General features: G+C 71.1%; 21 protein-coding genes and 1 tRNA gene. 11 read left to right on the forward strand and 11 right to left on the reverse strand.

Annotated features, from left to right (window positions below; translation table 11 throughout):
- Positions 1-187: 187 nt before the first annotated feature.
- A tRNA-Val gene (locus tag PGN25_13285) sits at positions 188-262 on the forward strand.
- Between the two features lie 318 nt (positions 263-580).
- On the opposite strand, the gene oxlT is transcribed toward PGN25_13285, so the two are convergent.
- Positions 581-1,879, reverse strand: a complete 1,299-nt coding sequence (gene oxlT, locus PGN25_13290; protein ID MEH3118528.1) for an oxalate/formate MFS antiporter — start codon at positions 1,877-1,879, stop codon at positions 581-583.
- A gap of 734 nt (positions 1,880-2,613) precedes the next feature.
- Between oxlT and PGN25_13295 the strand changes: the two genes are divergently transcribed.
- The 4 genes from PGN25_13295 (at position 2,614) to PGN25_13310 (ending at position 7,775) form a co-directional block, all read left to right on the forward strand.
- Complete coding sequence (locus PGN25_13295; protein ID MEH3118529.1) at positions 2,614-3,996, forward strand: ethanolamine ammonia-lyase subunit EutB; 1,383 nt, start codon at positions 2,614-2,616, stop codon at positions 3,994-3,996.
- Positions 3,993-4,775, forward strand: a complete 783-nt coding sequence (eutC, locus tag PGN25_13300) for an ethanolamine ammonia-lyase subunit EutC (GenBank protein MEH3118530.1) — start codon at positions 3,993-3,995, stop codon at positions 4,773-4,775. Before PGN25_13295 ends, eutC begins: the two co-directional genes overlap by 4 nt.
- A 395-nt stretch (positions 4,776-5,170) precedes the next feature.
- On the forward strand, positions 5,171-6,901 hold the full coding sequence (gene ilvD, locus PGN25_13305; GenBank protein MEH3118531.1) for a dihydroxy-acid dehydratase: 1,731 nt from the start codon (positions 5,171-5,173) through the stop codon (positions 6,899-6,901).
- Positions 6,888-7,775, forward strand: a complete 888-nt coding sequence (locus PGN25_13310; protein ID MEH3118532.1) for a tetratricopeptide repeat protein — start codon at positions 6,888-6,890, stop codon at positions 7,773-7,775. The genes ilvD and PGN25_13310 overlap by 14 nt, the downstream gene beginning before the upstream one ends.
- A gap of 213 nt (positions 7,776-7,988) precedes the next feature.
- On the opposite strand, the gene xth is transcribed toward PGN25_13310, so the two are convergent.
- From xth to PGN25_13325, 3 genes are all read right to left on the reverse strand, one after another.
- Positions 7,989-8,783 carry an exodeoxyribonuclease III gene (gene xth, locus PGN25_13315; GenBank protein MEH3118533.1) on the reverse strand — a complete coding sequence of 265 codons (795 nt, stop codon included), beginning with the start codon at positions 8,781-8,783 and terminating at the stop codon, positions 7,989-7,991.
- A 428-nt stretch (positions 8,784-9,211) separates the two neighbouring features.
- Positions 9,212-11,134 (reverse strand): propionyl-CoA synthetase, encoded by a 1,923-nt coding sequence (locus tag PGN25_13320; protein ID MEH3118534.1) that lies wholly within the window; start codon positions 11,132-11,134, stop codon positions 9,212-9,214.
- A 193-nt stretch (positions 11,135-11,327) separates the two neighbouring features.
- Positions 11,328-11,504: a DUF465 domain-containing protein gene (locus PGN25_13325; GenBank protein ID MEH3118535.1), complete on the reverse strand. Its 177-nt coding sequence runs from the start codon at positions 11,502-11,504 to the stop codon at positions 11,328-11,330.
- 254 nt (positions 11,505-11,758) lie between these two features.
- Between PGN25_13325 and PGN25_13330 the strand changes: the two genes are divergently transcribed.
- Positions 11,759-11,980 carry a DUF465 domain-containing protein gene (locus PGN25_13330; protein MEH3118536.1) on the forward strand — a complete coding sequence of 74 codons (222 nt, stop codon included), beginning with the start codon at positions 11,759-11,761 and terminating at the stop codon, positions 11,978-11,980.
- Between the two features lie 93 nt (positions 11,981-12,073).
- Here the strand turns inward: PGN25_13330 and PGN25_13335 are convergent, their stop codons facing one another.
- A complete protein-coding gene (locus tag PGN25_13335) occupies positions 12,074-12,250 on the reverse strand; it encodes a DUF3606 domain-containing protein (GenBank protein ID MEH3118537.1) in 177 nt (58 codons plus the stop codon).
- Between the two features lie 287 nt (positions 12,251-12,537).
- Between PGN25_13335 and purE the strand changes: the two genes are divergently transcribed.
- The 4 genes from purE (at position 12,538) to PGN25_13355 (ending at position 16,078) form a co-directional block, all read left to right on the forward strand.
- The gene (purE, locus tag PGN25_13340; GenBank protein MEH3118538.1) at positions 12,538-13,035 is read left to right on the forward strand and encodes a 5-(carboxyamino)imidazole ribonucleotide mutase; all 498 of its coding nucleotides are present in this window, start codon (positions 12,538-12,540) and stop codon (positions 13,033-13,035) included.
- A gap of 17 nt (positions 13,036-13,052) precedes the next feature.
- Complete coding sequence (locus tag PGN25_13345) at positions 13,053-14,165, forward strand: 5-(carboxyamino)imidazole ribonucleotide synthase (protein MEH3118539.1); 1,113 nt, start codon at positions 13,053-13,055, stop codon at positions 14,163-14,165.
- A 387-nt stretch (positions 14,166-14,552) separates the two neighbouring features.
- Entirely contained in the window at positions 14,553-15,413 is an 861-nt protein-coding gene (locus PGN25_13350) for a tetratricopeptide repeat protein (protein ID MEH3118540.1), read from the forward strand.
- Between the two features lie 284 nt (positions 15,414-15,697).
- Positions 15,698-16,078 (forward strand): response regulator, encoded by a 381-nt coding sequence (locus PGN25_13355; GenBank protein ID MEH3118541.1) that lies wholly within the window; start codon positions 15,698-15,700, stop codon positions 16,076-16,078.
- A 19-nt stretch (positions 16,079-16,097) separates the two neighbouring features.
- On the opposite strand, the gene glpX is transcribed toward PGN25_13355, so the two are convergent.
- Together glpX and PGN25_13365 are read right to left on the reverse strand one after the other, a co-directional pair.
- Positions 16,098-17,099, reverse strand: coding sequence for a class II fructose-bisphosphatase (gene glpX / locus PGN25_13360; protein MEH3118542.1), 1,002 nt, complete (start codon positions 17,097-17,099; stop codon positions 16,098-16,100).
- 177 nt (positions 17,100-17,276) lie between these two features.
- Positions 17,277-18,599, reverse strand: coding sequence for a homoserine dehydrogenase (locus PGN25_13365; protein ID MEH3118543.1), 1,323 nt, complete (start codon positions 18,597-18,599; stop codon positions 17,277-17,279).
- A gap of 393 nt (positions 18,600-18,992) precedes the next feature.
- On the opposite strand from PGN25_13365, the gene PGN25_13370 reads away from it, so the two are divergent.
- Positions 18,993-19,292, forward strand: a complete 300-nt coding sequence (locus PGN25_13370; GenBank protein MEH3118544.1) for a hypothetical protein — start codon at positions 18,993-18,995, stop codon at positions 19,290-19,292.
- A gap of 135 nt (positions 19,293-19,427) precedes the next feature.
- Here the strand turns inward: PGN25_13370 and PGN25_13375 are convergent, their stop codons facing one another.
- The 4 genes from PGN25_13375 to PGN25_13390 form a co-directional block, all read right to left on the reverse strand.
- Positions 19,428-20,426 carry a hypothetical protein gene (locus PGN25_13375; protein ID MEH3118545.1) on the reverse strand — a complete coding sequence of 333 codons (999 nt, stop codon included), beginning with the start codon at positions 20,424-20,426 and terminating at the stop codon, positions 19,428-19,430.
- 270 nt (positions 20,427-20,696) lie between these two features.
- A complete protein-coding gene (locus tag PGN25_13380) occupies positions 20,697-20,975 on the reverse strand; it encodes a hypothetical protein (protein MEH3118546.1) in 279 nt (92 codons plus the stop codon).
- Positions 20,960-21,610: a methyltransferase gene (locus PGN25_13385; protein MEH3118547.1), complete on the reverse strand. Its 651-nt coding sequence runs from the start codon at positions 21,608-21,610 to the stop codon at positions 20,960-20,962. Before PGN25_13385 ends, PGN25_13380 begins: the two co-directional genes overlap by 16 nt.
- On the reverse strand, positions 21,607-22,794 hold the full coding sequence (locus tag PGN25_13390) for a glycosyltransferase (protein MEH3118548.1): 1,188 nt from the start codon (positions 22,792-22,794) through the stop codon (positions 21,607-21,609). The genes PGN25_13385 and PGN25_13390 overlap by 4 nt, the downstream gene beginning before the upstream one ends.
- Between the last annotated feature and the right edge of the window lie 9 nt (positions 22,795-22,803).

Here is a 22,803-nt window from a genome sequence, read left to right on the forward strand (position 1 = left end):
CGCGACCGCGGTGCACTCTTAGCCGATTTTTTCCGCTTGCGCGCAATGGACGAACCGGGGGCGAGACGGCACCCGTCCGCGTTTCGACGATCGGCGCCGGAATCCGTGAAACCCCGCTTGCGGAGCCGGCCGGCTCCGGCTATAGCCGCGGCCTCGCAGGACACCGGGTCACCCCGGAAGCCTGCCGGGGCGCGTAGCTCAGCGGGAGAGCACTACCTTGACATGGTAGGGGTCACAGGTTCGATCCCTGTCGCGCCCACCATCCTCACCCGACGAGGATGGATCGAGAAAGGACCGAGGCTCCGGAAACGGGGCCTTTTTCTTTGGCTCGGGCCGCTCCGATCCGTCGGCCTCGCGTTTCACGTTGCGGCAACGGCGTGCGATGCGGCTTCCCGCGAAGGCGAATGACCGCAAGTGCGCCGCATGACCGCCGGACGCGCCGACGGGGGCGGCCGTTCACCGTTCGGAGGGCCGTTGCTTCGTCGCGCCCATTCGGAACGAAAAGTCCCGCCGTCTCCGGCGGGACTCCTCCTTGGACCCTCCCGGGGCGTCGCGGCCTCGCCTGGAGGCGTGACCCGGTTCAGGCATGGGCGAGGGCCGCGTCGGGCACCGCCGCGTTGTTGGCGAGATGGTGCTGCTTCAGCATCGGCCGCAGCACGGCGATGGCGAGGCAGGCGGCGATCAGGTCCAGGGCCGCGACCGTGTAGAGCACGGTCGACCACGTGCCCGTCGCCTGCATGATCACGTTGCCGACCGGCACGAACAGGGCCGCCAGACCCTTGGCGCAGTAGAGCACGCCGTAGATCTTGCCGATATGCTTCGAGCCGAAGGTGTCGGCGGCGGTGGCGCTGAACAGCGAGTAGACCTCGCCCCAGGCCAGGAACACGATGCCCGACAGGATCACGAAGGCCCACGGGTTCGAGCCGAAATAGCCCAGCGCGACGATGCCGATGCCCTCCATCGCGAAGGCGATGAACATCGTCTTCTCGCGGCCGATCCGGTCGGAGACCCAGCCGAACAGCGGGCGCGAGACGCCGTTCATGATGCGGTCGAGCATCAGGGCGAAAGGCAGGGCGGCCATGGTGAAGAAGTACAGGTTCACCTGGAAGTGCTTCACGCCGAGATCCTGCGCGATCACGCCGAGCTGGGCCACCGCCATCAGGCCGCCGGTGACCGTGCAGGTGAACATCGCCAGCATCACCCAGAAGACCGGCGTCGCCAGGGCCTCGCCGAGGGTGTAGTCGCGGCGGGTCTGGAGCACCTTGTCGGAGTAGCGCACCTCGTCCCTGGCCGGGCTGCGCATGAACAGGGCGGCCAGGATGATCACCGAGCCCTGGATCAGGCCGAAGGTGAAGAAGGCCTGGGCGTAGCTGCCGGCGTCGATCATCCTGGCGATCGGGATGATGGTGAGCGCCGAGCCCGCGCCGTAGCCGCCCGCGGTCAGGCCGACGGCGAGGCCGCGGCGGTCGGGGAACCACTTCAGCGCGTTGTTGATGCAGGTCGCGTAGACGCAGCCGACGCCGATGCCGCCGAGAACGGAGCCGAGATAGAAGCCCCAGATCGAGGTCGCATAGGAATTCATCACCCACGCCGATCCGGTCGTCAGGCCGCCGAACATCACGACACGGCTCGGACCGTACTTGTCGATGAAGTGCCCCTCGATCGGCGTCAGCCAGGTCTGGACGACGACGAAGATCGTGAAGGCCACCTGGATCGCGGCGCGATCCCAGCCGAAGGTTTTCTGGATCTCGGGGACGAACAGGGTCCAGGCGTACTGGATGTTGGCCGCCGCCACCATGCAGACGACGCCGAGAACGATTTGCAGCCATCGGTTCGAGGACGGGATCGGCCGGTCCGGGGCAATGGACGATAGTGCCATGAGCGTGCTCCCTCGTTCCTGCACAGACGTGAGATCCAGCCCGGTCGGATCAGGCGCGGCCGGCATCGGAAGCGTCGGTGCAGAGTGTTGTCGGTCCTTCCTCTGCCCGCCGGATCCGAGGGGCCGTCTCGTCCTGGGCAGTGGTATGCATTATTTGGTATGCCAATCATGCAGGCAAGAGAAATAATGCGCGATCCGGCACGAAAGTGATGAGTGAAGGAGAGGGCGGGTATCGGATGTGGTTCAAAAGTGCCGGTCCCTTGCCTGAAAGGCGGGCTCGCCGGGCTTTTCCGAGGACGGGGCCGCAGGATGCCGCCGTTTCGGGGCGCTCGATGCGCGCGAAGTTCTCGCCGGCCGCCGCCCGTCGCGTTGCTTGCGTTTTCTTGCGGGCCCTGTTCGCACGTGTCGTGGTGTCGCCTTTCGCGAGCGCTCCTACGCTTGCGCCGAGAGGGGGGAATCGCTTCGTCGTCCAAACGCGCCGAGCTTCGAAGGCAGGGCTTCTCGCTGGAGCCGCCTGTTGGAGTGCCTCACGAAACGCCCGGTCACCGGTCGTTTCCCTTCGGGCGCGTCGGCGCAGCGGGCGTTTCGTGAGAGACACTGAGCGATCTGTTCTCGGGCGCCGTTCTTGCTTAGGGGCGCCGATGGCGGGGGCCGAGCCGGCCCCGCCTTCGAGACCCCTCGACAGACCGCCCGATCCCTGCATCCTGTCGGCCGAGGCCAAGGAGCCACGTTCGATGCCCTACCGTCACACCGTCGGTCCCCGAACCCACGTCTTCGCCGATCTGGCGACGCTGATGGCCAAGGCGACCCCGGTGCGATCCGGCGACTGCCTCGCGGGCATCGCCGCCGAATCGGCCGAGGAGAACATGGCCGCCCGCTGGTGCCTGGCCGAGGTGCCGCTCCGGGAGATCCTGGCGCGTCCGCTGATCCCGTACGAGGCCGACGATGTCACGCGCCTGATCCTCGACGACCACGACGAGGCGGCCTTCGCCGAGATCGCGGGTCTGACCGTCGGCGACTTTCGCGAATTCCTGCTCACCGCCTCCTCCGAGACGCTCGCCCGCATCGCGCCGGGCGTGACCCCGGAGATCGCCGCGGCGGTGTCGAAGATCATGCGCAACCAGGATCTGATCCTGGTCGCCCGCAAGTGCCGCGTCGTCACCCGCTTCCGCAACACGATCGGCCTGCCCGGGACGCTCGCCGTGCGGCTCCAGCCCAACCACCCGACCGACGACCCGGCGGGCGTCACCGCCTCGATCCTCGACGGCCTCGCCTACGGCTGCGGCGACGCGGTGATCGGCATCAACCCGGTCTCCGATTCGATTCAGACCATGGGCACCTTGCTCAGCCTGTTCGACAGCATCATCGGGCGCCTCGAGATCCCGACGCAGTCCTGCGTGCTCACCCACGTCACCACCACGCTCGACGCGATGAATCGCGGCCTGCCGGTCGATCTCGTTTTCCAGTCGATCGCCGGGACGCAGCGCGCCAATGCGAGCTTCGGCGTCACCCTGCCAATTCTCCAAGAGGCGCACGAGGCGGCACTCGCGCTCAAGCGCGGCACGCTCGGCGACAACGTGATGTATTTCGAGACCGGCCAGGGCTCGGCGCTCTCGGCGGACGCCCATCACGGCATCGATCAGCAGACGTGCGAGGCCCGCGCCTACGCCGTCGCCCGCCGCTACCGGCCGCTTCTGGTCAACACCGTCGTCGGCTTCATCGGGCCCGAATATCTCTACGACGGCAAGGAGATCATCCGCGCCGGGCTGGAGGACCATTTCTGCGGCAAGCTGATGGGCGTGCCGCTCGGCGTCGACGTCTGCTACACCAACCACGCCGAGGCCGATCAGGACGACATGGACACGCTCCTGACCCTGCTCGGCGCGGCGGGCTGCACCTACGTGATGGGCATTCCCGGCGCCGACGACGTGATGCTGAACTACCAGTCCACCTCGTTCCACGACCAACTCTACATCCGCGAGGTGCTGGGGCTGAGGCGGGCGCCGGAATTCGAGGAATGGCTCGCCCGGATCGGGCTCACCGATGCGAGCGGCGCGCTCCTGCCCGGCGGGGCCGCTTCCCGCCTGCTTACCGCCGCGCCGGACCTCGCCGCATGAGCGCCGAGACCCACGACCTCTGGCGGCGGCTGGCCCGCCTCACCCCCGCCCGGATCGGCCTCGGCCGCGCCGGGGCCGGCCTGCCGACCCGCGAGGTGCTGAAGTTCGGCCTCGCCCACGCCCAGGCCCGCGACGCCGTCCACACGCCGATGGACGCCGCCGCGATCGCCGCCGCCATCGAGGCGCTGGGCTATCCCGCCGTCGTCGTGACCTCGGGCGCGGAGGATCGCGCGACCTATCTGCGCCGCCCCGATTACGGGCGCCGCCTCTCGCCCGCGAGCCTGAAGGCCCTCTCCGATTCGGCCGCCGAGCCCGTCGACCTCGCCCTCGTCGTGGCCGACGGCCTCTCGGCGCGGGCGGTCCACGAGGGGGCCGCCGCGATGCTCGCCGCCTTCAGGCCCCACGCGGACCGGGCCGGCTGGCGCCTCGCCCCGGTGGTGGTCGCGACCCAGGCGCGGGTCGCGCTCGGCGACGCGGCCGGCGCCGCCCTGAAGGCCCGGGCCGCCGTGGTGCTGATCGGCGAGCGCCCCGGCCTGTCCTCGCCCGACAGCCTCGGCCTCTACGTCACCTTCGATCCGAGGCCCGGGCGCTCGGATGCGGAACGAAACTGCATCTCGAACGTCCGGCCCGCGGGCCTGAGCTTCGATCTGGCCGCGTTCAAGCTGAACTGGCTGCTGGTCCAGGCCTTCTCGCGCGGGCTGACCGGAGTGAATCTCAAGGACGAGAGCGACCGGCTGATCGAGGCGGGCGCGCCGGACACTGTCATCGGCGCGGGATGACGGCCTTCGCCGATCCGCAGGACTGTCGAGATTGATGTCCGGTTCCGAATGTCCGTCTCGACACTCTCGGAATCGCGCGGGTTCACGCCGAAAAACGGCCGTCGTGCGGGACCGCGCGAGGGGACCGGCGCGTTGATGGTGCGAAGTCATCCGGAAGCCGGCGTAAGCTGAGCTGTTGCGGCCTCGACACACCGCGAAAGCAACCTGACTTTGCCTTGAGCTGTGCCTTCGAGCGCCGCAATCCGACCATAAACCGAGACGACTTCCGGGGTCGCGGTAAACGCTGTCGCTCCAACGCTTTACCGCAGGGTTTCGAGGACGTCGAAGGACGTTTTTCGCGTGAGGCCGTGACGGGCCGCGCGGGCCTCGGAGGCGTAACGGGACCGGGATCAGCGATGGACGCGCGTCAGACCGACAAGTCGAAGCTGCCGAGCCGGCACGTGACGGAAGGGTCCGCGCGCGCGCCCCACCGCTCGTACCTCTACGCCATGGGCCTGACGACCGAGCAGATCCACCAGCCGCTGGTCGGCGTCGCCTCGTGCTGGAACGAGGCCGCGCCCTGCAACATCTCGCTGATGCGCCAGGCCCAGGCCGTGAAGAAGGGCGTCGCCGCCGCCCACGGCACCCCGCGCGAATTCTGCACCATCACCGTCACCGACGGCATCGCCATGGGCCACGGCGGCATGCGCGCCTCGCTGCCGTCCCGCGAGGTCATCGCCGATTCGGTCGAGCTGACCATGCGCGGCCACGCCTACGATGCGCTGGTGGGGCTGGCCGGCTGCGACAAGTCCCTGCCCGGCATGATGATGGCCATGGTGCGCCTCAACGTGCCCTCGATCTTCATCTACGGCGGCTCGATCCTGCCCGGCTCGTTCCGCGGCCGGCCGGTCACGGTGCAGGATCTGTTCGAGGCGGTCGGCAAGGTCGCCGTCGGCGACATGAGCCTCGAAGACCTCGACGAACTGGAGCGGGTCGCCTGCCCCTCGGCCGGCGCCTGCGGCGCGCAGTTCACCGCCAACACCATGGCCACCGTCTCCGAGGCGATCGGCCTCGCGCTGCCCTACTCGGCCGGCGCGCCGGCCCCTTACGAGATTCGCGACCAGTTCTGCGCCGCCGCCGGCGAGAAGGTGATGGAGTTGATATCCAAGGGCATCCGCCCGCGCGACATCGTCACCCGGAAAAGCCTGGAGAACGCCGCCGCCACGGTCGCGGCCTCGGGCGGCTCGACCAACGCGGCGCTGCACCTGCCGGCGATCGCGCACGAATGCGGCATCGCGTTCACCCTGTCCGACGTCGCCGAGATCTTCCGGAAGACCCCCTACATCGCCGACCTGAAGCCCGGCGGTCGCTACGTCGCCAAGGACATGTTCGAGGTCGGCGGCATCCCGCTCCTGATGAAGACGCTGCTCGATCACGGCTACCTGCACGGCGACTGCCTCACCGTCACCGGCCGGACGATTGCGGAAAACCTCGCCAAGGTCGTCTGGAACCCGGACCAGGACGTGGTGCGCCCGGCGAACCAGCCGATCACCGTCACCGGCGGCGTGGTCGGCCTCAAGGGCAACCTCGCCCCGGAGGGCGCCATCGTGAAGGTCGCCGGCATGCCGGCCGAAAAACAGGTCTTCACCGGCCCGGCCCGCGTCTTCGACGGCGAGGAGGCCTGCTTCGAGGCGGTGCAGAACCGCACCTACAAGCCCGGTGAGGTTCTGGTCATCCGCTACGAGGGCCCGAAGGGGGGCCCCGGCATGCGCGAGATGCTCTCGACCACCGCCGCCCTCTACGGCCAGGGCATGGGCGACAAGGTGGCGCTGATCACCGACGGGCGCTTCTCCGGCGCGACCCGCGGCTTCTGCGTCGGCCATGTCGGCCCCGAGGCCGCGGTCGGCGGCCCGATCGGCCTGCTGCGCGACGGCGACATCATCACCCTCGACGCGATCAACGGTACGCTCGACGTGGCGCTCTCCGGCGAGGAACTGGCCCGGCGCCGCAGCGAATGGACGCCGCGGGGCAACGCCGCGACCTCCGGCTATCTCTGGAAATACGCGCAGTCCGTCGGGCCTGCGGTGAACGGTGCCGTCACCCATCCGGGCGGCGCAGCGGAGACGCAGGTCTATGCCGACATCTAGGACTGTCCCTCTCCGGCCCGCGCGGCCGGTCGGGGCCGATCCGAGTCGGCTCCGGACGGGGCTTCTGGCCGGCTTCCTCGGCTTCGGGCTGATGCTCGCCGCCGCCGATCCCGCCGCCGCGCTCGACGCGACCGCGCGCACGCCGGTGCCCGAGAAGGGGTTTCGCTCGGGGCGCGACGCCCTGCGCTCGGGCGTGCGCGACTACAACGCGGGCGACAAGCAGGGCGCCGTGCGGGCGCTCGAATACGCCGCCGACCAGGGCCAGACCCTGGCGCTGTGGAAGCTCGGCCGCATGTACGCGGACGGCGACGGCGTGCCCCACGACGACCTGAAGGCGTTCGAATACTTCTCGCGCATCGCCGACGACAACACCGACGATACGCCCGACACGCCGAATTCGGGCGTGGTGGCGAGCGCCTTCAACGCGCTCGGCACCTACTTCCTCGAAGGGATCAAGGGCACCTACGTGCGCTCGAACCCCGAGCGCGCCTACGACATGTTCAACTACGCGGCGTCGTATTTCGGCGACCCCAACGCGCAGTACAACCTGGCCCGGCTCTATCTCGACGGCACCGGCGTCGAGCAGGATCCGCGCAAGGCCGCGCGCTGGTTCAACCTCGCCGCCGAGAAGGGCCATCGCCAGGCCCAGGCGCTGCTCGGCGACATGCTCGTCAACGGCGTCGGCGTGCAGCGCCAGACCGTGCGCGGCCTGACCTGGCTCGCCATCGCCCGCACGGGGGCGCAGGGCGCGGGCGATACGTGGATCGTCGATCTCTACGACAAGGCCTGGGCCTCGGCGAGCGAGAGCGACCGGGCGGATGCGATGGCGCAGGCGCAGTCGCTGTCCACGGGCTCGACGCGGCGGCGGCGGTAGTCCTCGAAAACCCCTCCCCCCTCTGCGGGGGAGGGCTGGCGGCGTCTCATACCGTTTCCGATTGGTCGCTTCGGGTTTCGCCCCCCTCCGTCATCGCGAGCGGCCGCGAAGCGATCCAGGGCGCGACAGGTCCGGAAAGGTCGCGCCCTGGATCGCCACGGCTTCGCCTCGCGATGACGCAGGAGAGGCCGAAGTCAGCAACCGGATGGCGTATCACCCGTCGCTCAGTTCCACCGTCACCGGCACGTGGTCCGACGGCTTTTCCAGGCCGCGCAGGTGGCGCTGCACCGAGGCCGAGACGAGGCGGTCGGCGGCCTGGGGCGAGAGCAGCAGGTGGTCGATGCGGATGCCCTGATTCCGCGGCCAGCAGCCGGCCTGATAATCCCAGAAGGTGTAGAGGCCGGCGCTCGGCTCGCAGGCCCGCAGGCCGTCCGTAAAGCCCTCCGCCAGGAGCGCCCGGAAGGCGCGGCGGGTGTCGGGCAGGAACAGTGCGTCCTGGGTCCAGGCGGCCGGGTCGGCGGCGTCCTCGGGCTCGGGGATCACGTTGAAGTCGCCCGCCAGCACCAGCGCCTCCTCGGAGGCCGTCAGGGCGCGGGCATGCGCCTTCAGGCGGGCCATGAAGGCGAGCTTGTAGCTGTATTTCGGCCCCGGCGCCGGGTTGCCGTTCGGCAGGTAGATCGAGGCGATCCGCACCGGCGCCACGCCCTCGCCGTGCACCAGCGCCTCGATGTAGCGCGCCTGCTCGTCCTCGGCGTCGCCGGGCAGGCCGCGCAGCACCTGCGTGTGCTGCAGCGGCGCGCGCACGAGCAGGGCGACGCCGTTATAGGCCTTCTGCCCCAGCGTCTCGACGGCGTAGCCCGCCGCCTCGACCTCGGCGCGGGGGAAGGCCGCGTCTTGGCCTTTCAGCTCCTGCAGGCAGACCACGTCGGGCTTGGCCTCGTCGAGGAAGCCCAGCAGATGGCCGACCCGCTGCTTGATCGAATTGACGTTCCAGGTGGTGATCCGCATGGGGCGTGAGGAGGCTCGGCCGGGAGGGGCTTTCGTCATCGGGCCTTCGCGCGGCCCTGGCAAGGCGGGCACCGTCCGCCGGGCGCGAAGAGCGCCCCGCAAAGCGGGTCTCGGCTTTTGCCGAGACGTCGAGCGGAGCGAAAGCCTGAGGCCGCGGATGCGGCCGCCGGCGCTTGAGGCCGGAGGAGAAACCCTTGGATGCGTCCTGGTTCGAGCCTGTGCGGGCCTATTGCGAGCGCGGCGACGGCGCCTTCTGGGCCGAGCCGGTCAATGCGCCGACCAATGCCGCCTTCCTCGTCGCGCCCTGGATCGCTTACGCCGAGCCTCGCGATGACGGCGGGTGGCAGACCCCGATGTCCCTCCACCAGGGCTCCGCCCTGGACCCTATGAGCCTGGACCCTATGAGAAGGACACGTCCAACCTCGATTTCAGCCGCCGATCCCGCGGGCCTTCAGGCTGTCGCCGATCTCCGCCAGGGCCGCAGGATCCTCGATGGTCGGGGGCATGGAAAAATCCTCGCCGTCGGCGATGCGCTTCATCGTGCCGCGCAGGATCTTGCCGGAGCGCGTCTTCGGCAGGCGTCCCACGGTGAGCGCCAGCTTGAAGGCGGCCACGGGGCCGATCTCCTCGCGCACCCGGGCGACCAGCTCGCGCTCGATCGTCCGCGCATCCTTGGCGACGCCGGATTTCAGCACCACGAAGCCGCAGGGCGCCTCGCCCTTCAGGGCGTCGCGGATGCCGATCACCGCGCATTCGGCCACGTCCGGGTGCGCGGCGAGCACCGCCTCCATGCCGCCGGTCGAGAGGCGGTGGCCGGCCACGTTGATGATGTCGTCGGTCCGGCCCAGCACCGTGACGTAGCCGTCCTCGTCCATCACGCCCGCATCCGAGGTGTCGTAGAAGCCGGGGAAGGCGGAGAGATAGCTCTGGCGGACGCGCTCGTCCGAGCCCCACAGGGTCGGCAGGCAACCGGGCGGCAGCGGCAGCTTGAGGGCGATGGTCCCCATCGTGCCGGGGGCGACCGGCCGGCCCGATTCGTCGAGCACGTGCAGGTCGTAGCCCGGCATCGGCTTGCCGGTGGAGCCGTACTTCACCGGCAGCCGCTCGAGGCCGAGCGGGTTGCCGGCGATGGCCCAGCCGGTCTCGGTCTGCCACCAATGGTCGATCACCGGGCGCCCCAGCGCCCGCTCGGCCCAGGCGACCGAATCCGGATCGGCCCGCTCGCCGGCCAGGAACAGGGCGCGGAACTTCGAGAGGTCGTAGCCGGCGATTTTTTTCGCCCGCGGGTCCTCCTTCTTGATCGCGCGCAGGGCCGTCGGCGCCGTGAACAGCGCGGCGGCGCCGTGCTCGGCCGCGACCCGCCAGAAGGCGCCGGCATCGGGCGTGCCGACCGGCTTGCCCTCGTAGAGCACCGTGGTGCAGCCGTGCAGCAGCGGCGCGTAGACGATGTAGGAGTGGCCGACCACCCAGCCGATGTCGGAGGCGCAGAAATAGACCTCGCCGGGCCGCACGCCGTAGAGGTTGGCCATCGACCACGTCAGCGCGACGCCGTAGCCGCCGCCGTCGCGCACCACGCCCTTGGGGCGCCCGGTCGTGCCCGAGGTGTAGAGGATGTAGAGCGGGTCGGTCGCCGCCATCGGCACGGGCGCGGCCCGGCGCCCCGCCGCGCGCGCCCGCGCCACGCCCTGCGCCCAGTCGTGGTCGCGGCCCTCGACGAGGCTCGCCTCGCCTTGCGGCCGCTGCAGGATCAGACAGGCGTCGGGCTTGTGCGACGAGCGGGCGATGGCCGCATCGAGCAGGGGCTTGTAGGCGACGACCCGGGCCGGTTCGATGCCGCAGGAGGCCGCCAGGATCACCTTGGGCGCGGCGTCCTCGATCCGCGCGGCGAGTTCGTTGGCGGCGAAGCCTCCGAACACCACCGAGTGGATCGCGCCGATCCGGGCGCAGGCCAGCATCCCGAACAGGGCCTCGGGCACCATCGGCATGTAGATCACCACCCGGTCGCCCTTGGACACGCCGAGATCGGCGAGGAGGCCGGCGAGCACCGCCACCGCGTCGCGCAGTTCGTGGTAGGTGATCGTGCGCTTCACGCCGGTGACGGGCGAGTCGTGGATGATCGCCGCCTGATCGCCGCGCCCGCCCTCGGCGTGGCGGTCGACGGCGTTGCGGCAGACGTTGAGCCGCGCATCCGGAAACCAGCGGCCGTAGACGCCAAGGTCCGGATCGAAGGCGCGGGTCGGGGCCGCGTCCCAGTCGAGAGCCTGGGCCGCCTTCAGCCAGAAATCCTCCCGGTCTTCGAGCGAGGCGGCATGGATGGCGGCGTAGGTGCCTTCGGTCGGGGCGGCGGACATCGGCGCTTCCTCGTGCGGCCGGTCGGTCCGACCCGTTCGCGGAGACGATAGCGCGATTTCCGGGATCTTGCTCGGAGCCTGAAAGCGGAACCGCCGCGCTGGTTTCCCAGGCGGCGGTGACGGATCGGTCCGAGTCGGGAGAGGTAAGAGGAGCCGGCGGCGTCTCCCGGGGCGAGGCCGGCCGGACGCGCCGCTAGTGGAGGGTGTCTCCGCGCAGGCGCTCGATTTCGTCCTTGAGGTGCAGTTTCCTGCGCTTGAGTTCGGCGATGCGGAGATCGTCGCTGGAGAGGGACTGCATCGCGTCGTGAAGCTCGCGTTCCAGGGCTTCGTGCTTGGCGGCGAGCTGGCTCAAATGCGTCTGCAAGGACATGAGGTGTCGCTCCTGTCATCGTTTCCGACGCGAGGGAGACTGACACAGGTCGAGGGCGCTGTCGAAGCCATTCGGCGGCAAAACGGACGCTTCCGCACCGCGGTCGTTTCACATCTTCCGGAGTGCGGAACGGGGCTTGAACCTGGCTGTCGGCGGATCGCGCTGGGGCGGGAGAACCGGGGGCGGCGCCTTGCCCCGGGGGCGGGCTTGGCGCATGGTCGCACCCGGTCAAGGCCGGCGATGTGTTTCGAGCGATGATGGCGGACGAGGTTGCCAACGACGCGGCTGCGGACCCGGCCGGGGAACTCGGCAGGCTCCGGGAGGAGCACCGGGATCTCGACGAGGCCATCGAGGCGCTGAAGCTCAGCGTCGCCGTCGATCAGCTCCAGCTCCAGCGCCTGAAGAAGCGCAAGCTGGTCCTGCGCGACCGGATCACCTATCTGGAAGATCAGATCACGCCGGACATCATCGCCTGATCGATGCGCCGGGAAGAACGCGCCTCCCCGGTGCCCGAGCTTCGATTCGAGGGCGGCGCGCGACTTGCTCGGTGCGGCGAACTACTTGGCGAACTACTTGGCGAGATAGGCCGAGACGCTGGACACCCGGGTTCCGACCATCCGGACCGCCTTGCGCAGGCGCTCGTCGGAAACCTGGAACAGGTCGGCCCAGTGCTTGCGGCTGGTGCTGTCGTGGATGTCGATATGGGTCGCGGTGCGGGCGCGCGTGATGGGGTCCGCGGAGGACATTGTCGAGCTCGCTGAAATCGAGGGAACCGGCCGCTCACGGCCGTTTCCAGCACAACGCGGCTCCCCCGTTTCGGCTCCGGCGGTTGCGCGAGAATCGGCGGATTCTTTCGGCGGATTCTTGCGGATTCCCGGAGAGGTTTCCGGTTGCGGCGTCAGCCGCCTCGGCCCGGTCTCGATCGGCCGCTCGGCATCTTGCGTCGGCGCCCGCCTTGCCGGGGCGCCGCCCCCCCTGTTATTCGGCCTCTCCCCGGGCACGAGCCCGGCTCCTCGCAATGGGCCAGACGACGATGACGGGATCGCCCCCGGTCGCGATCATCATGGGAAGCCAGTCGGACTGGGCGACCATGCGCAACGCCGCCGAGACGCTCGACGCCCTGGGCGTGGCTTACGACGCGCGCATCGTCTCGGCCCACCGCACGCCGGACCGGCTCGTCGCCTTCGCCAAGGGCGCGCGGGAGGCCGGCTTCAAGGTGGTGATCGCGGGCGCGGGCGGCGCGGCGCACCTGCCCGGGATGACGGCGGCCATGACCGCGCTGCCGGTCTTCGGCGTGCCGGTCGAGTCGAAGGCGCTCTCGGGCCAGGACAGCCTGCTCTCCATCGTGCAGATGCCCGCCGGCATCCCCGTCGGCACCCTGGCGATCGGACGGGCGGGCGCCGTCAACGCCGCCCTGCTCGCCGCCGCCGTGCTGGCGCTGACGGACGCGGATCTCGCCGCGCGGCTCGATGCGTGGCGCGCCCGCCAGACCGCCGCCGTCGCCGAACGTCCGGATCCCTCTCGAGCCTGACAACCGGACGCATCGCCATGGCCTCTCCCACGCCCACGCCGCAAGTCCGGCCCGGCGGCACCCTCGGCATCGTCGGCGGCGGCCAGCTCGGCCGGATGATCGCGCTCGCGGCGGCCGAGTACGGCCTCAAGGTCCACGTCTACGCCCCCGACGCCGACAGCCCCGCCTTCGACGTGGCCCATGCCCGCACCCTGGCGCCCTACGACGACGCGGCGGCGCTCGCCGCCTTCGCCGATGCCTGCGACGTGGTCACCTACGAGTTCGAGAACATCCCCCACGCCACCGCGGCGGTTCTGGCCGGGCACGCCCTCCTGCGCCCGAGCGCGACCGCCCTGCTCACCACCCAGGACCGCCTCTCCGAGAAGGACTTCGTGAGTTCGCTGGGCATCCCGACGGCGCCCTACCGGGCGGTCGATTCGGTCGGCGATCTGGAGGCGGCGCTCGCGGCCCTGGGGCGGCCCGCGGTGCTGAAGACGCGCCGCTTCGGCTACGACGGCAAGGGCCAGCGGATGATCCGCGAGGGCGACGACGCGGCCGCCGTGCTCGCCGAATTCAAGGGCGCGCCCTGCATCCTGGAGGGCTTCGTGGCCTTCGAGCGCGAGATCTCGGTGATCGCCGCCCGAGGGCCCGACGGGGCTTTCGCCGCCTACGACCCCTGCGCCAACGAGCATCGCGACCACATCCTGGCCCTCACCCGCGTGCCCGCCCCGGGCCTGAGCCGGGCGACCGGCGAGGCGGCCGTGGCGATCGCCCGCGCGATCGCCGGGGCGCTCGACTATGTCGGCGTGCTCGCCGTCGAGATGTTCGAGGTCGCCGGGCCCGAGGGCGCCGCCCGCCTCGTCGTCAACGAGATCGCGCCGCGGGTGCACAATTCCGGGCACTGGACCATCGAGGGGGCTCTGACCTCGCAATTCGCGCAAGGGGTGCGCGCGGTCTGCGGCTGGCCGCTGGGCGACACCGCCCGCACCGGCGGGATGGCGGTGGAGATGGAGAACCTCATCGGCGCGCAGGCCGAGGCGTGGCCCGCTCTGCTCGCGGAAGCCGGCGCGCACCTCCATCTCTACGGCAAGGCCGAGGCCCGCGCCGGCCGCAAGATGGGTCACGTCACCCGGCTCAAGCCAATCGGTTGATCGCGAAAGCTTGACCGTTCGATCTGTCGCTTCGCTGCAACAGCAAACGACCGTCGAACCCGCCTCAGGGCCTTGTACGAAGCCGTGAAGGTCCGGGCCACACCTTCGCCACATCCCGCCGTTTCAGCGGACGGCACGGGGCGTCCGTCGAAGCGCCGCGCGAACGCTTCCCGGTCTCGAGCCGGACGAGCCCACGCGGTCTTCCCGGTTCGGTCTGGCGAAAACCTCCGCTCCACGGCTCGGCCCGAGCCGGTCACGGGGATGTTTCGCGCGATCGTTTAAGCGCCCATTCACCGTGTTGCGGCAGCGTGTCCGCGACGTGAAGGAACCGGGTCCCGCGGGGCGGCCGCGGCGATCCGGGCAGGCGGGCGCGGGGGAGAGTGTGGGATGATCGGGATGACGCTGCAGGGACGCAAGGCGAGGCTGATCGGTGCCGTCGCGCTGACGGCCGCGGCGCTGGGTGGTTGCGAGACCTACGGCAGCGCGACCGCCCCGCGCCAGTTCGCGGTGCTGGAGACCGACACCACGGGAGCGACCAACGTCAACATCGCCTCGCTCTCCGACGTGATCTCCCGCAACCCGTCGGATGCCGGCGCCTACAACACCCGCGGCGCAGCCTATGCCCGTTCCGGCCAGTTCGGCGAGGCGATCGGCGACTTCTCGAAGGCGATCCAGCTCGATCCGAACTCGGCCTCGGCCTACAACAACCGCGCGCTGGCCTATCGCCAGACCGGCCGCGCCGACGCGGCGATGCAGGATTTCTCGAAGGCGGTCGCCAGCGATCCGAACTTTTCCGCCGCCTATATCGGCCGGGCGAACCTCGAGCGGGCCCAGGGCGACCTCGACGGCGCGCTCAACGACCTCAACGTCGCGATCCGCCTCGCCCCCGAATCGGCCGAGGCCTACCATGCCCGCGGCCTCGTGCGGCAGAAGCAGGGCCACAACCCGGAGGCGATCGGCGACTTCGCGGCGGCCATCGACCGCAACCCCTTCGTCGCGGCACCCTACGCCGCCCGCGGCCAGAGCCTGATCGCGACGGGTCAGTACGACAAGGCGATCGAGGACTTCAACGCGGCGCTCAACGTCAATTCGAAGGACGCCTCGGCCTGGGCCTATCGCGGACTGGCCTACGAGAAGACGAACCGCCGCAAGGAGGCGAGCGAGAGCTACCAGCAGGCGGCCCGCCTCGACCCCGACAACGCCGTGGCCAAGCAGGGCGTCGGCCGCATGCAGGGCGGCCTGTTCTGAGAGCCGGTTCGATCGGCCAACCTGTCTTCGCCAGGCAACGGTCAGGCGAGAGGAAAGCCCTAACCCCCATCCCCACCCTCATCCTGAGGTGCCGGAGCGCAGCGGAGGCCTCGAAGGGGGTTCCAGGGATCGCGCGGGATCTGGAGCCCCCTTCGAGGCCGCTCACGCGGCACCTCAGGATGAGGGTCGAGATGGGATCATCGCAGTCAAACAGGCTCTGACGGTTTAAGATCCTGATCCAGCCGCGATTCTGAACGGATCGAGGGACAGTGGAGAATGGACCGATGCCGGATGGACCAGAACTGCTCAGCGGGCGGCACGTTCTCGTGGTCGAGGACGAGTACTTCATCGCCGACGACATGCGCCGTGTGTTCGAGGAGAGCGGCGCGCGGGTCATCGGTCCCGTCGGGAGCGTCGACGACGCCCTGGCGATGGTCGCGCAGGCTTCGCGCATCGACGGTGCGGTGCTCGACATCGACCTGCGCGAAGCCATGGTCTTCCCGGTCGCCGACGCGCTGAAGGCGCGCGGCGTGCCGTTCGTGTTCGCCACCGGCTACGAGGACGACGCCGTCCCGAGCCGCCTGCGGGACGTGCTCCATTGCGAGAAGCCGATCGAGCCGATCCGCTTGGCCCAAGCCCTGTTCGGGCAGGCCGCCGCCTGCTGAGCGGGATCGGCGTGCCCGGTCAGTTCGGGCCCGGCACGCTCTCCGGGCGGCGGTGCTCGCAGGCGATCCGGCGCACCGTGCCGGTGTTGGAGCGGTAGACCACCGTTTCCGTCTCGATCACGCCGGGGCGGAAGCGCACGCCCGAGAGCAGCGCCCCCGTCGTCACGCCGGTGGCCGCGACGATCACGTCGCCGCGGGCCAGATCGTGCATGTCGTATTTCCGGCCGGGGTCGGTGATGCCCATCTTCGCCGCCCGGGCCCGCTTGTCGGCGGAATCGAGGATCAGCCGCCCCTGCATCTGGCCGCCGATGCAGCGCAGCGCGCTCGCGGCGATCACGCCCTCGGGCGCCGCGCCGGTGCCCATGTAGATGTCGACGCCGGTCTCGTCGGGCCGGGTACAGTGGATGATGGCGGCGATGTCGCCATCCGAGATCAGGCGGATGCCGGCCCCGGTGTCGCGCACGGCGGCGATCAGGTCCATGTGGCGTGGCCGGTCGAGGATGATCGCGGTGAGGCCCGAGGGCTCCACGCCCTTGGCGCGGGCGAGCGAGGCGATGTTCTTGGCCGGGCTCCAGTCGAGATCGACCGTGCCGGGCGGGTAGCCCGGGCCGATGGCGATCTTCTGCATGTAGACGTCGGGCGCGGCGAGCAGGGTGCCGCGCTCGGCGAGCGCCATCACGGCGATGGCACCCGGCATGTCCTTGGCGCAGAGCGTCGTGCCCTCCAGGGGATCGACGGCGATGTCGACGGAGGGGCCGTTGCCGGTGCCGACCCGCTCGCCGATGAACAGCATCGGCGCCTCGTCGCGCTCGCCCTCGCCGATCACCACGGTGCCCTCGATCGGCAGCACCATCAGTTCGGCGCGCATGGCGTCGACGGCGGCCTGATCGGCCTCCTTCTCGCGGCCCTGGCCCCGCAGGCGGGCGGCGGCGATGGCGGCGGCCTCGGTGACGCGCACCAGTTCGAGCGTCAGGCCCCGCGCCGTGGGATCGCTGAAGATCCCGGTATTGGCCATCGACATCGCCCTCGCTTCCTTATCCCCGAGGCCCGGCCTGTCCCGGCCGGTGCCGACACCCGTGCTTCGCCCCGCTCACCGGCCATCGCGGTTCGGGACGAAGCGCACCGTCATGGCATTCTCCGCATGGACGAGACGTCATCCTTTGCGGAATCGTGCCGAAATCGAAGGCGTGCGCCCTCGCTACTCCCGTTCGATGCGGATCAGTTGCGGCGCTTCCGCCAGCAGGCCGTCGCGGTCGATCGCGGCCAGCGCCTCGCGGACGTTGCCCTCGGTGGCGGCGTAGGTGACCAGCACCAGCGGCACCGGCTGGCCGGACAGGCCCTGCGGATCGCTGGAGGCGGCCTTGGCCGAGCGGCGCTGGACGATGCTCTCGATCGAGATGCTGGCCTCCGCCATCCGGGTCGCCACGCCGGCGGCGACGCCGGTGCGGTCGTGCACGGTGAGGCGGATGTAGTAGCCGCCCTCGTGGCGCTGCATCTCGACCCGGCGCGGTGCCGCGAGGCCGGAGACCGGCCGCCCGAAGGTCGGCCGCACGATCTTCGAGGCCACGTCGGCGATGTCGGCCACGACCGCCGAGGCGGTGGCCGCCCCGCCCGCGCCGGGGCCGATCAGGGTCAGTTCGCCGACCGCGTCGGCGTCGATGGTGACGGCGTTGGTCACGCCCATCACCTGGGCGATGGCCGAGGCTTTCGGCACCATGGTCGGGTGCACCCGCTGCTCGATGCCCGCGGCGGTCGCCTGCGCCACGCCGAGGAGCTTGATGCGGTAGCCGAGTTCGTCGGCCATGGTCAGGTCGAGGGGCTTGACGCCCGAGATGCCCTCCACCGAGACGCCCTCGGCGTCGATCTCCACGCCGAAGGCGAGGCTCGTGAGGATGGCGAGCTTGTGGGCGGTGTCGAAGCCCTCGACGTCGAAGGTCGGGTCGGCCTCGGCGTAGCCGAGCGCCTGCGCGTCCTTGAGGCAGGCCTCGAAGGTCAGCCCCTCCGCCTCCATGCGGCTGAGGATGTAGTTGCAGGTGCCGTTGAGGATTCCGTAGACGCGGCTGACGTCGTTGCCGCCGAGCCCCTCGCGGATCGCCTTGATCACCGGAATGCCGCCCGCGACCGACGCCTCGTAGGCGAGCGCGACGCCGCGCTCCTCGGCCAGGCGGGCGAGCGCCGCGCCGTGATGGGCGAGCAGCGCCTTGTTGGCGGTCACCACGTGCTTGCCGGCCGTAAGCGCCGCCTCGACCGCGGCCTTGGCCACCCCTTCCGAACCGCCGACGAGTTCGACGAACACGTCGATGTCGTCCGAGCGGGCGAGCGCCTCCGGGTCGTCGAACCAGCGCAGGGACGACACGTCCACGCTGCGGTCGCGGTTCCTGTCGCGGGCGGAGACGGCGGAGACGGCGATGGTGCGGCCGGTGGCGGCGGTGAGGGCCTCGGCGCGGCGGGCGACCATGCGCAGCACGGAGGCACCGACCGTGCCGAGGCCCGCGATGCCGAGGCGAAGGGTCTGCGTCATGGGAAGCTGCACCGTGATGGACGTTGGCACTGGACCCGTTCCGGCTGGCCGTTCCACGGCCGGGGCCGCCCGAAACCACCGCCGGGGCGGCAGTGTCGTTGGAAGGCGGAGCACGTCCGGAACGGCGCGCACTTCTGCAACGATTTGGGGGCCTCGCGCAAGGAAACCGGGCGGGACGGGTTGCGGGGACCGCGGCCGATCCGACGCGTGCCGAGACGCACCCGAGCGAACGAGCCTTCGATGGGCCTCGATCGGGCTTGCCGAAGATTGGCCTCAAATCGCGCGCTCTCATGGGCGCCGGGCATCGCCGAGCTTGCGCCGCAGGCGCATCCCGCGGGGGCCGACGATGGGGTGACGGCGCCGCGCGGCGCGATTCTTCAAGGAGTTTCGACGATGAGGGGCTTGCTTCTCGGCGGCGTGATGGCGGGCGCTCTCGCGCTCGGCGCCGCACCCGCCGCCCAGGCACGGGACGGCATCGGACCGGGCGGCGCGGCGGCCCTGGGCGTGCTCGGCGGGCTGGCCGTCGGCGGCGCGATCGCGGCGGCCAACGATCCCTACTATCCGGGCAGGCCGGTCTACCGGGCGCCCCCGCCGCCGGTCTACGTCGAGGGCCCGATCTGCCACTTCGAGCGCCGCGAGACCGTCGATCCCTACGGCGACATCTACGTCCGGCGCGTGCGGGTGTGCGAGTGAAGGACCCGGGCGGTCACACGCCGAAGCGGTGAGAGGGTCGCGACGAGGCGATCGCCGAAAGCGAGGGGGCCTCGCGGAAGGAGACTCGTCCTGAGCCGGCCTCTCCCCGCCCGGCGGGAGGGGGGAAGGATCGCCTCAGCGCACCTGAAGGCTGTCCACCACCCGGCGGAACAGGGGCAGCATCTGCTCGCGCTGGTCGGCGCGGGCGACGCCGACGGCGCGGATGTAGCCGTCCGGGTTGAAGCGGATCGTCTGCGAGACCACCACCGGCTGGTTCGAGGGGATGTCGATGGCCCGCGCCACGATCTCGTGCCAGTCGACGCCGTTCTGGCGGTAGCTCTGCGACCGCTCGATGGAGAACTCCTTCATCGTCTGGTTGGCGTAGAGCGAGGCCCGCGCGAAGCCGTCGCGCTGCTCCTGCGGCGTGGCCGGCTGCACCGCCTGGGCGATCACCAGGATCGGCTGTTCCAGGTTCGAGACCTGATCCCGCGGCCCCAGCGTCAGCAGCACCGAATTGCCGGCGAGCGCCCGCACCGGCCGGAACCCCGCGAGGTCGCCGATGCGGAAGGGCAGGGCGGCGACCTGCTCGTCGAGGCCGAGCGCGCCGCGGATGCGCAGGCCGGTGAGCATGCCGCGCATGGTCTCGTCGGTCTCGGCATCGACGGCGGCCTGGGCGATGACGATGCCGGTCACCTCCTTGGCGCCGACGATCAGCAGCCATTTGCGGGCGGCGGGCGTGCCGTTGCCGTCGGCCGGCGTCCGCTCGCCGGTGAACAGCACGCCCTCGGCGCCGCCGTCGAGGGTCACCGGCTCGCGGGTCTGCACCGTGAGCCCCTGCGTCTTCAGGTTCTCGTCGGTGAAGCTCTGCTTGAGTTCGGGATAGGCTCCGGCCGGCAGCTCGACCACCGAGAGCATCGCGCCGCCGCCGATCCGCTCGAAGCCGGTGAAGCGCTTCGAGATCGTCATGTCCGAGGGCGGGGTGAAGCCGAAGCGGGAGCTCGGCGGGAAGACCGCCGCATGGGCCGCCTCCTGGGCCAGGGCCGGCGGTACGGACATGGCGGGAACGGCTCCCGACAGCACGCCCGCCGCGAGGACGGCGGCGGCCAGCCGGCGGGAGAACAGACGCAACGGCATCACAGGTTGTCTCCGGAGGATCCTTCTCGGGCGGGATCCCACCCGCGATGGGTCGGCTGGCCGGATTGTCCTGTCAAGCGCGGCAGAACACCGGGCCAGGGCCATCGCTCGAAGCCGCGTCAGTGGCTTCGCGGCGCGAAGAGCGCCGCGCGGAGCGGGCTTCTCAGGACCAATGCTCCTGAGAAGCATCGAGCGGAGCGAAAGCCTGAGCCCGCGGAGGCGGGCGCCGGCGACTGAGGCCGGCCAAGAAAACCAGGGCACGAGGCAGGGTTACCCGCCGCGCCGGCGCCGCCATTGCCGCTCGATCCAGCAGGCGGCCCGCTCCATCGGCACCTTGAGGGCGGGCACGTCCTGGGCGAGCGGCGCGAGGCCGAGCGGCCGCATCCACAGGCCCAGCACCGGCAGGATCGAGAAGAGGCCGCCGAGGATCAGCAGGATCGCGGCGAGCAGCCGCAGGGGGAAGCGGGCCGGCGATGGCCGCGCCGGCGAGGTCGGATGTCTCCCGTCGCGCCTCCCCCGCTCCCCGTCCGCGATCAGGCGAAGCGCCACACCGAGGACCGCTTGATCTCGGCATCCTCCAGCGCCCGCGTGACGGGGACTTCGTAGGTCGCGACCTGCAAAAGCCGCTCGCGGGGCAGGTAGCTGCGGCCCGGATCGCCGATCAGCACCGTGCGCCCGCGCCCGTGCAGGTCGCCGAGCCAGCCTCCGACCGCCGCAGCGAGGTCGCGCTCGTAGAAGATGTCGGCCGCGAGCACGCACGCGGCATCGGTGCCGATCAGGTCGGCCCCGACCGCCGTGATGTGCCCCGCCACGCCGTTGGCCTCGGCGTTGAGCGGGATCGCGTGCAGGGCGAAGGGGTCGAGGTCGCTGGCGGTGACGTGGACGGCGCCGGCCTTGACCGCCGCGATCGCCACCAGTCCCGAGCCCGAGGCGAAGTCGACGACGTGCCGCCCGGCCACCATCGCCGGGTTGTCGAGGATGTAGCGGGCGAGCGCCTGCCCCCCGGCCCAGGCGAAGGCCCAGAACGGCGGCGGCAGGCCGATCGCCTCCAGTTCCTCCTCGGTCTTCTGCCACAGGGCGGTCGCCTCGTCGGCGACGTGCAGGACGATCTCGGGCGCGTGCGGCACCGGGCGCAGGCGCGTCTGCGCGCGGATGAAGCGGACGGGGTCGCGGGCGGGCGTCACGAGGCCAGAAGCTCCGCGTAGATCCCGGCCACCGTCCCGGCGACGGCCGCTTCCGTGTAGCCGCCTTCGAGAATCCGCGCCCGCGCCGCCGCGCCCATCCGCGCGACGAGGGCCGGGTCGGCGGCGAGCCGCGTCAGCGCGGCGGCGAGTGCGCCCGCGTCGCCGGGCGGCACGAGCAGGCCCTCCCGGCGATCGCGCACGAGGTCGCGGCAGCCCGGCACGTCGCTGGTGAGGATCGCCCGGCCGCAGGCGGCGGCCTCCAGCAGCGTGCGCGGAAGGCCCTCGCCGCCGCGCGAGGGCAGGGCGCCGACATGGTGGGCGGCGAAGATGTCGGCGACGTCGCGGGTCGGGCCGTGCCAGACGACGCCGTCGCGCGACCACGCGCGCAGGGTGGCTTCGGGGATCGCCCGGCGGTTGGAAGGGTCGGGCGCGCCGTAGAGCGAGAGTTCCACCGCCGCCCCCTCCGCCCCCTCCGCCCCCTCCGCCCCCACCGCCCCCACCGCGCGCGCGCGGCGCACCGCCTCCACCGCCACGTCGATGCCCTTCGACCACAGCATCCGCGCGACGATCGCGACCTTGAGCGGCGTCGGCGGCGGAAGCGGACGCGGCGCGAAGGTCTCCGGGTCGACGCCGGCCCCGCCGACCAGGGTGACGGCGGTGTCGGACGGGTCGAGGCCGAGCGCGCGGGCGTCGTCCGGGTTCTCGAACAGGAAGCGGGTCTGCCGGCTCGCCAGCGGCCCGCGGATCAGGCCCTTCAGCGCGAGGCGCGACAGCCGCCCGGTCGCGTCCGCGCGGGCGCCGAGCAGCCCGAGGCCGGTGAGCGCGAAGACCCGGCGCGGGATGCCGGCCATCGCCGCCGCCGTGCCGCCGACGAGGATGCCGCGCAGGGCGATGCAGTGGACGATGTCGGCCTTCAACGCCTTCAGGATGCCGGCGAGCTGGCCCGCGGCGTAGCCCGCCGCCATCGGGTCGAGGCTGGAGCGCTCCGCCTCCAGCGGCACGACACGGATGCCGGCCGCCTCGATCGCCGCGCGATGCGCGCGCACCCGCGTCACCACCGCGACCGACAGTCCCATCGCCACCGCGGCGCGGGCCATCGGCAGAAAGTGCGAGGCGAAGAACCAATCCTCCGTCACGACGAAGACGAGGGTTTTCTTCGCGGGCGGGGGAACGGCTGCGCTCATCGGTCCCGC

Origin of the sequence: Methylorubrum populi (assembly GCA_036946625.1) — a bacterium.
In the GTDB taxonomy this organism is placed as follows: Bacteria; Pseudomonadota; Alphaproteobacteria; order Rhizobiales; family Beijerinckiaceae; genus Methylobacterium; species Methylobacterium populi_C.

Bases quoted from the DNA above. Each gene is read 5' to 3' on its own strand.
- oxlT (MEH3118528.1), bottom strand. From the start codon at position 1,879: ATGGCACTATCGTCCATTGCCCCGGACCGGCCGATCCCGTCCTCGAAC.
- PGN25_13295 (MEH3118529.1), top strand. From the start codon at position 2,614: ATGCCCTACCGTCACACCGTCGGTCCCCGAACCCACGTCTTCGCCGAT.
- eutC (MEH3118530.1), top strand. From the start codon at position 3,993: ATGAGCGCCGAGACCCACGACCTCTGGCGGCGGCTGGCCCGCCTCACC.
- ilvD (MEH3118531.1), top strand. From the start codon at position 5,171: ATGGACGCGCGTCAGACCGACAAGTCGAAGCTGCCGAGCCGGCACGTG.
- PGN25_13310 (MEH3118532.1), top strand. From the start codon at position 6,888: ATGCCGACATCTAGGACTGTCCCTCTCCGGCCCGCGCGGCCGGTCGGG.
- xth (MEH3118533.1), bottom strand. From the start codon at position 8,783: ATGCGGATCACCACCTGGAACGTCAATTCGATCAAGCAGCGGGTCGGC.
- PGN25_13320 (MEH3118534.1), bottom strand. From the start codon at position 11,134: ATGTCCGCCGCCCCGACCGAAGGCACCTACGCCGCCATCCATGCCGCC.
- PGN25_13325 (MEH3118535.1), bottom strand. From the start codon at position 11,504: ATGTCCTTGCAGACGCATTTGAGCCAGCTCGCCGCCAAGCACGAAGCC.
- PGN25_13330 (MEH3118536.1), top strand. From the start codon at position 11,759: ATGATGGCGGACGAGGTTGCCAACGACGCGGCTGCGGACCCGGCCGGG.
- PGN25_13335 (MEH3118537.1), bottom strand. From the start codon at position 12,250: ATGTCCTCCGCGGACCCCATCACGCGCGCCCGCACCGCGACCCATATC.
- purE (MEH3118538.1), top strand. From the start codon at position 12,538: ATGACGGGATCGCCCCCGGTCGCGATCATCATGGGAAGCCAGTCGGAC.
- PGN25_13345 (MEH3118539.1), top strand. From the start codon at position 13,053: ATGGCCTCTCCCACGCCCACGCCGCAAGTCCGGCCCGGCGGCACCCTC.
- PGN25_13350 (MEH3118540.1), top strand. From the start codon at position 14,553: ATGATCGGGATGACGCTGCAGGGACGCAAGGCGAGGCTGATCGGTGCC.
- PGN25_13355 (MEH3118541.1), top strand. From the start codon at position 15,698: ATGCCGGATGGACCAGAACTGCTCAGCGGGCGGCACGTTCTCGTGGTC.
- glpX (MEH3118542.1), bottom strand. From the start codon at position 17,099: ATGTCGATGGCCAATACCGGGATCTTCAGCGATCCCACGGCGCGGGGC.
- PGN25_13365 (MEH3118543.1), bottom strand. From the start codon at position 18,599: ATGACGCAGACCCTTCGCCTCGGCATCGCGGGCCTCGGCACGGTCGGT.
- PGN25_13370 (MEH3118544.1), top strand. From the start codon at position 18,993: ATGAGGGGCTTGCTTCTCGGCGGCGTGATGGCGGGCGCTCTCGCGCTC.
- PGN25_13375 (MEH3118545.1), bottom strand. From the start codon at position 20,426: ATGCCGTTGCGTCTGTTCTCCCGCCGGCTGGCCGCCGCCGTCCTCGCG.
- PGN25_13390 (MEH3118548.1), bottom strand. From the start codon at position 22,794: ATGAGCGCAGCCGTTCCCCCGCCCGCGAAGAAAACCCTCGTCTTCGTC.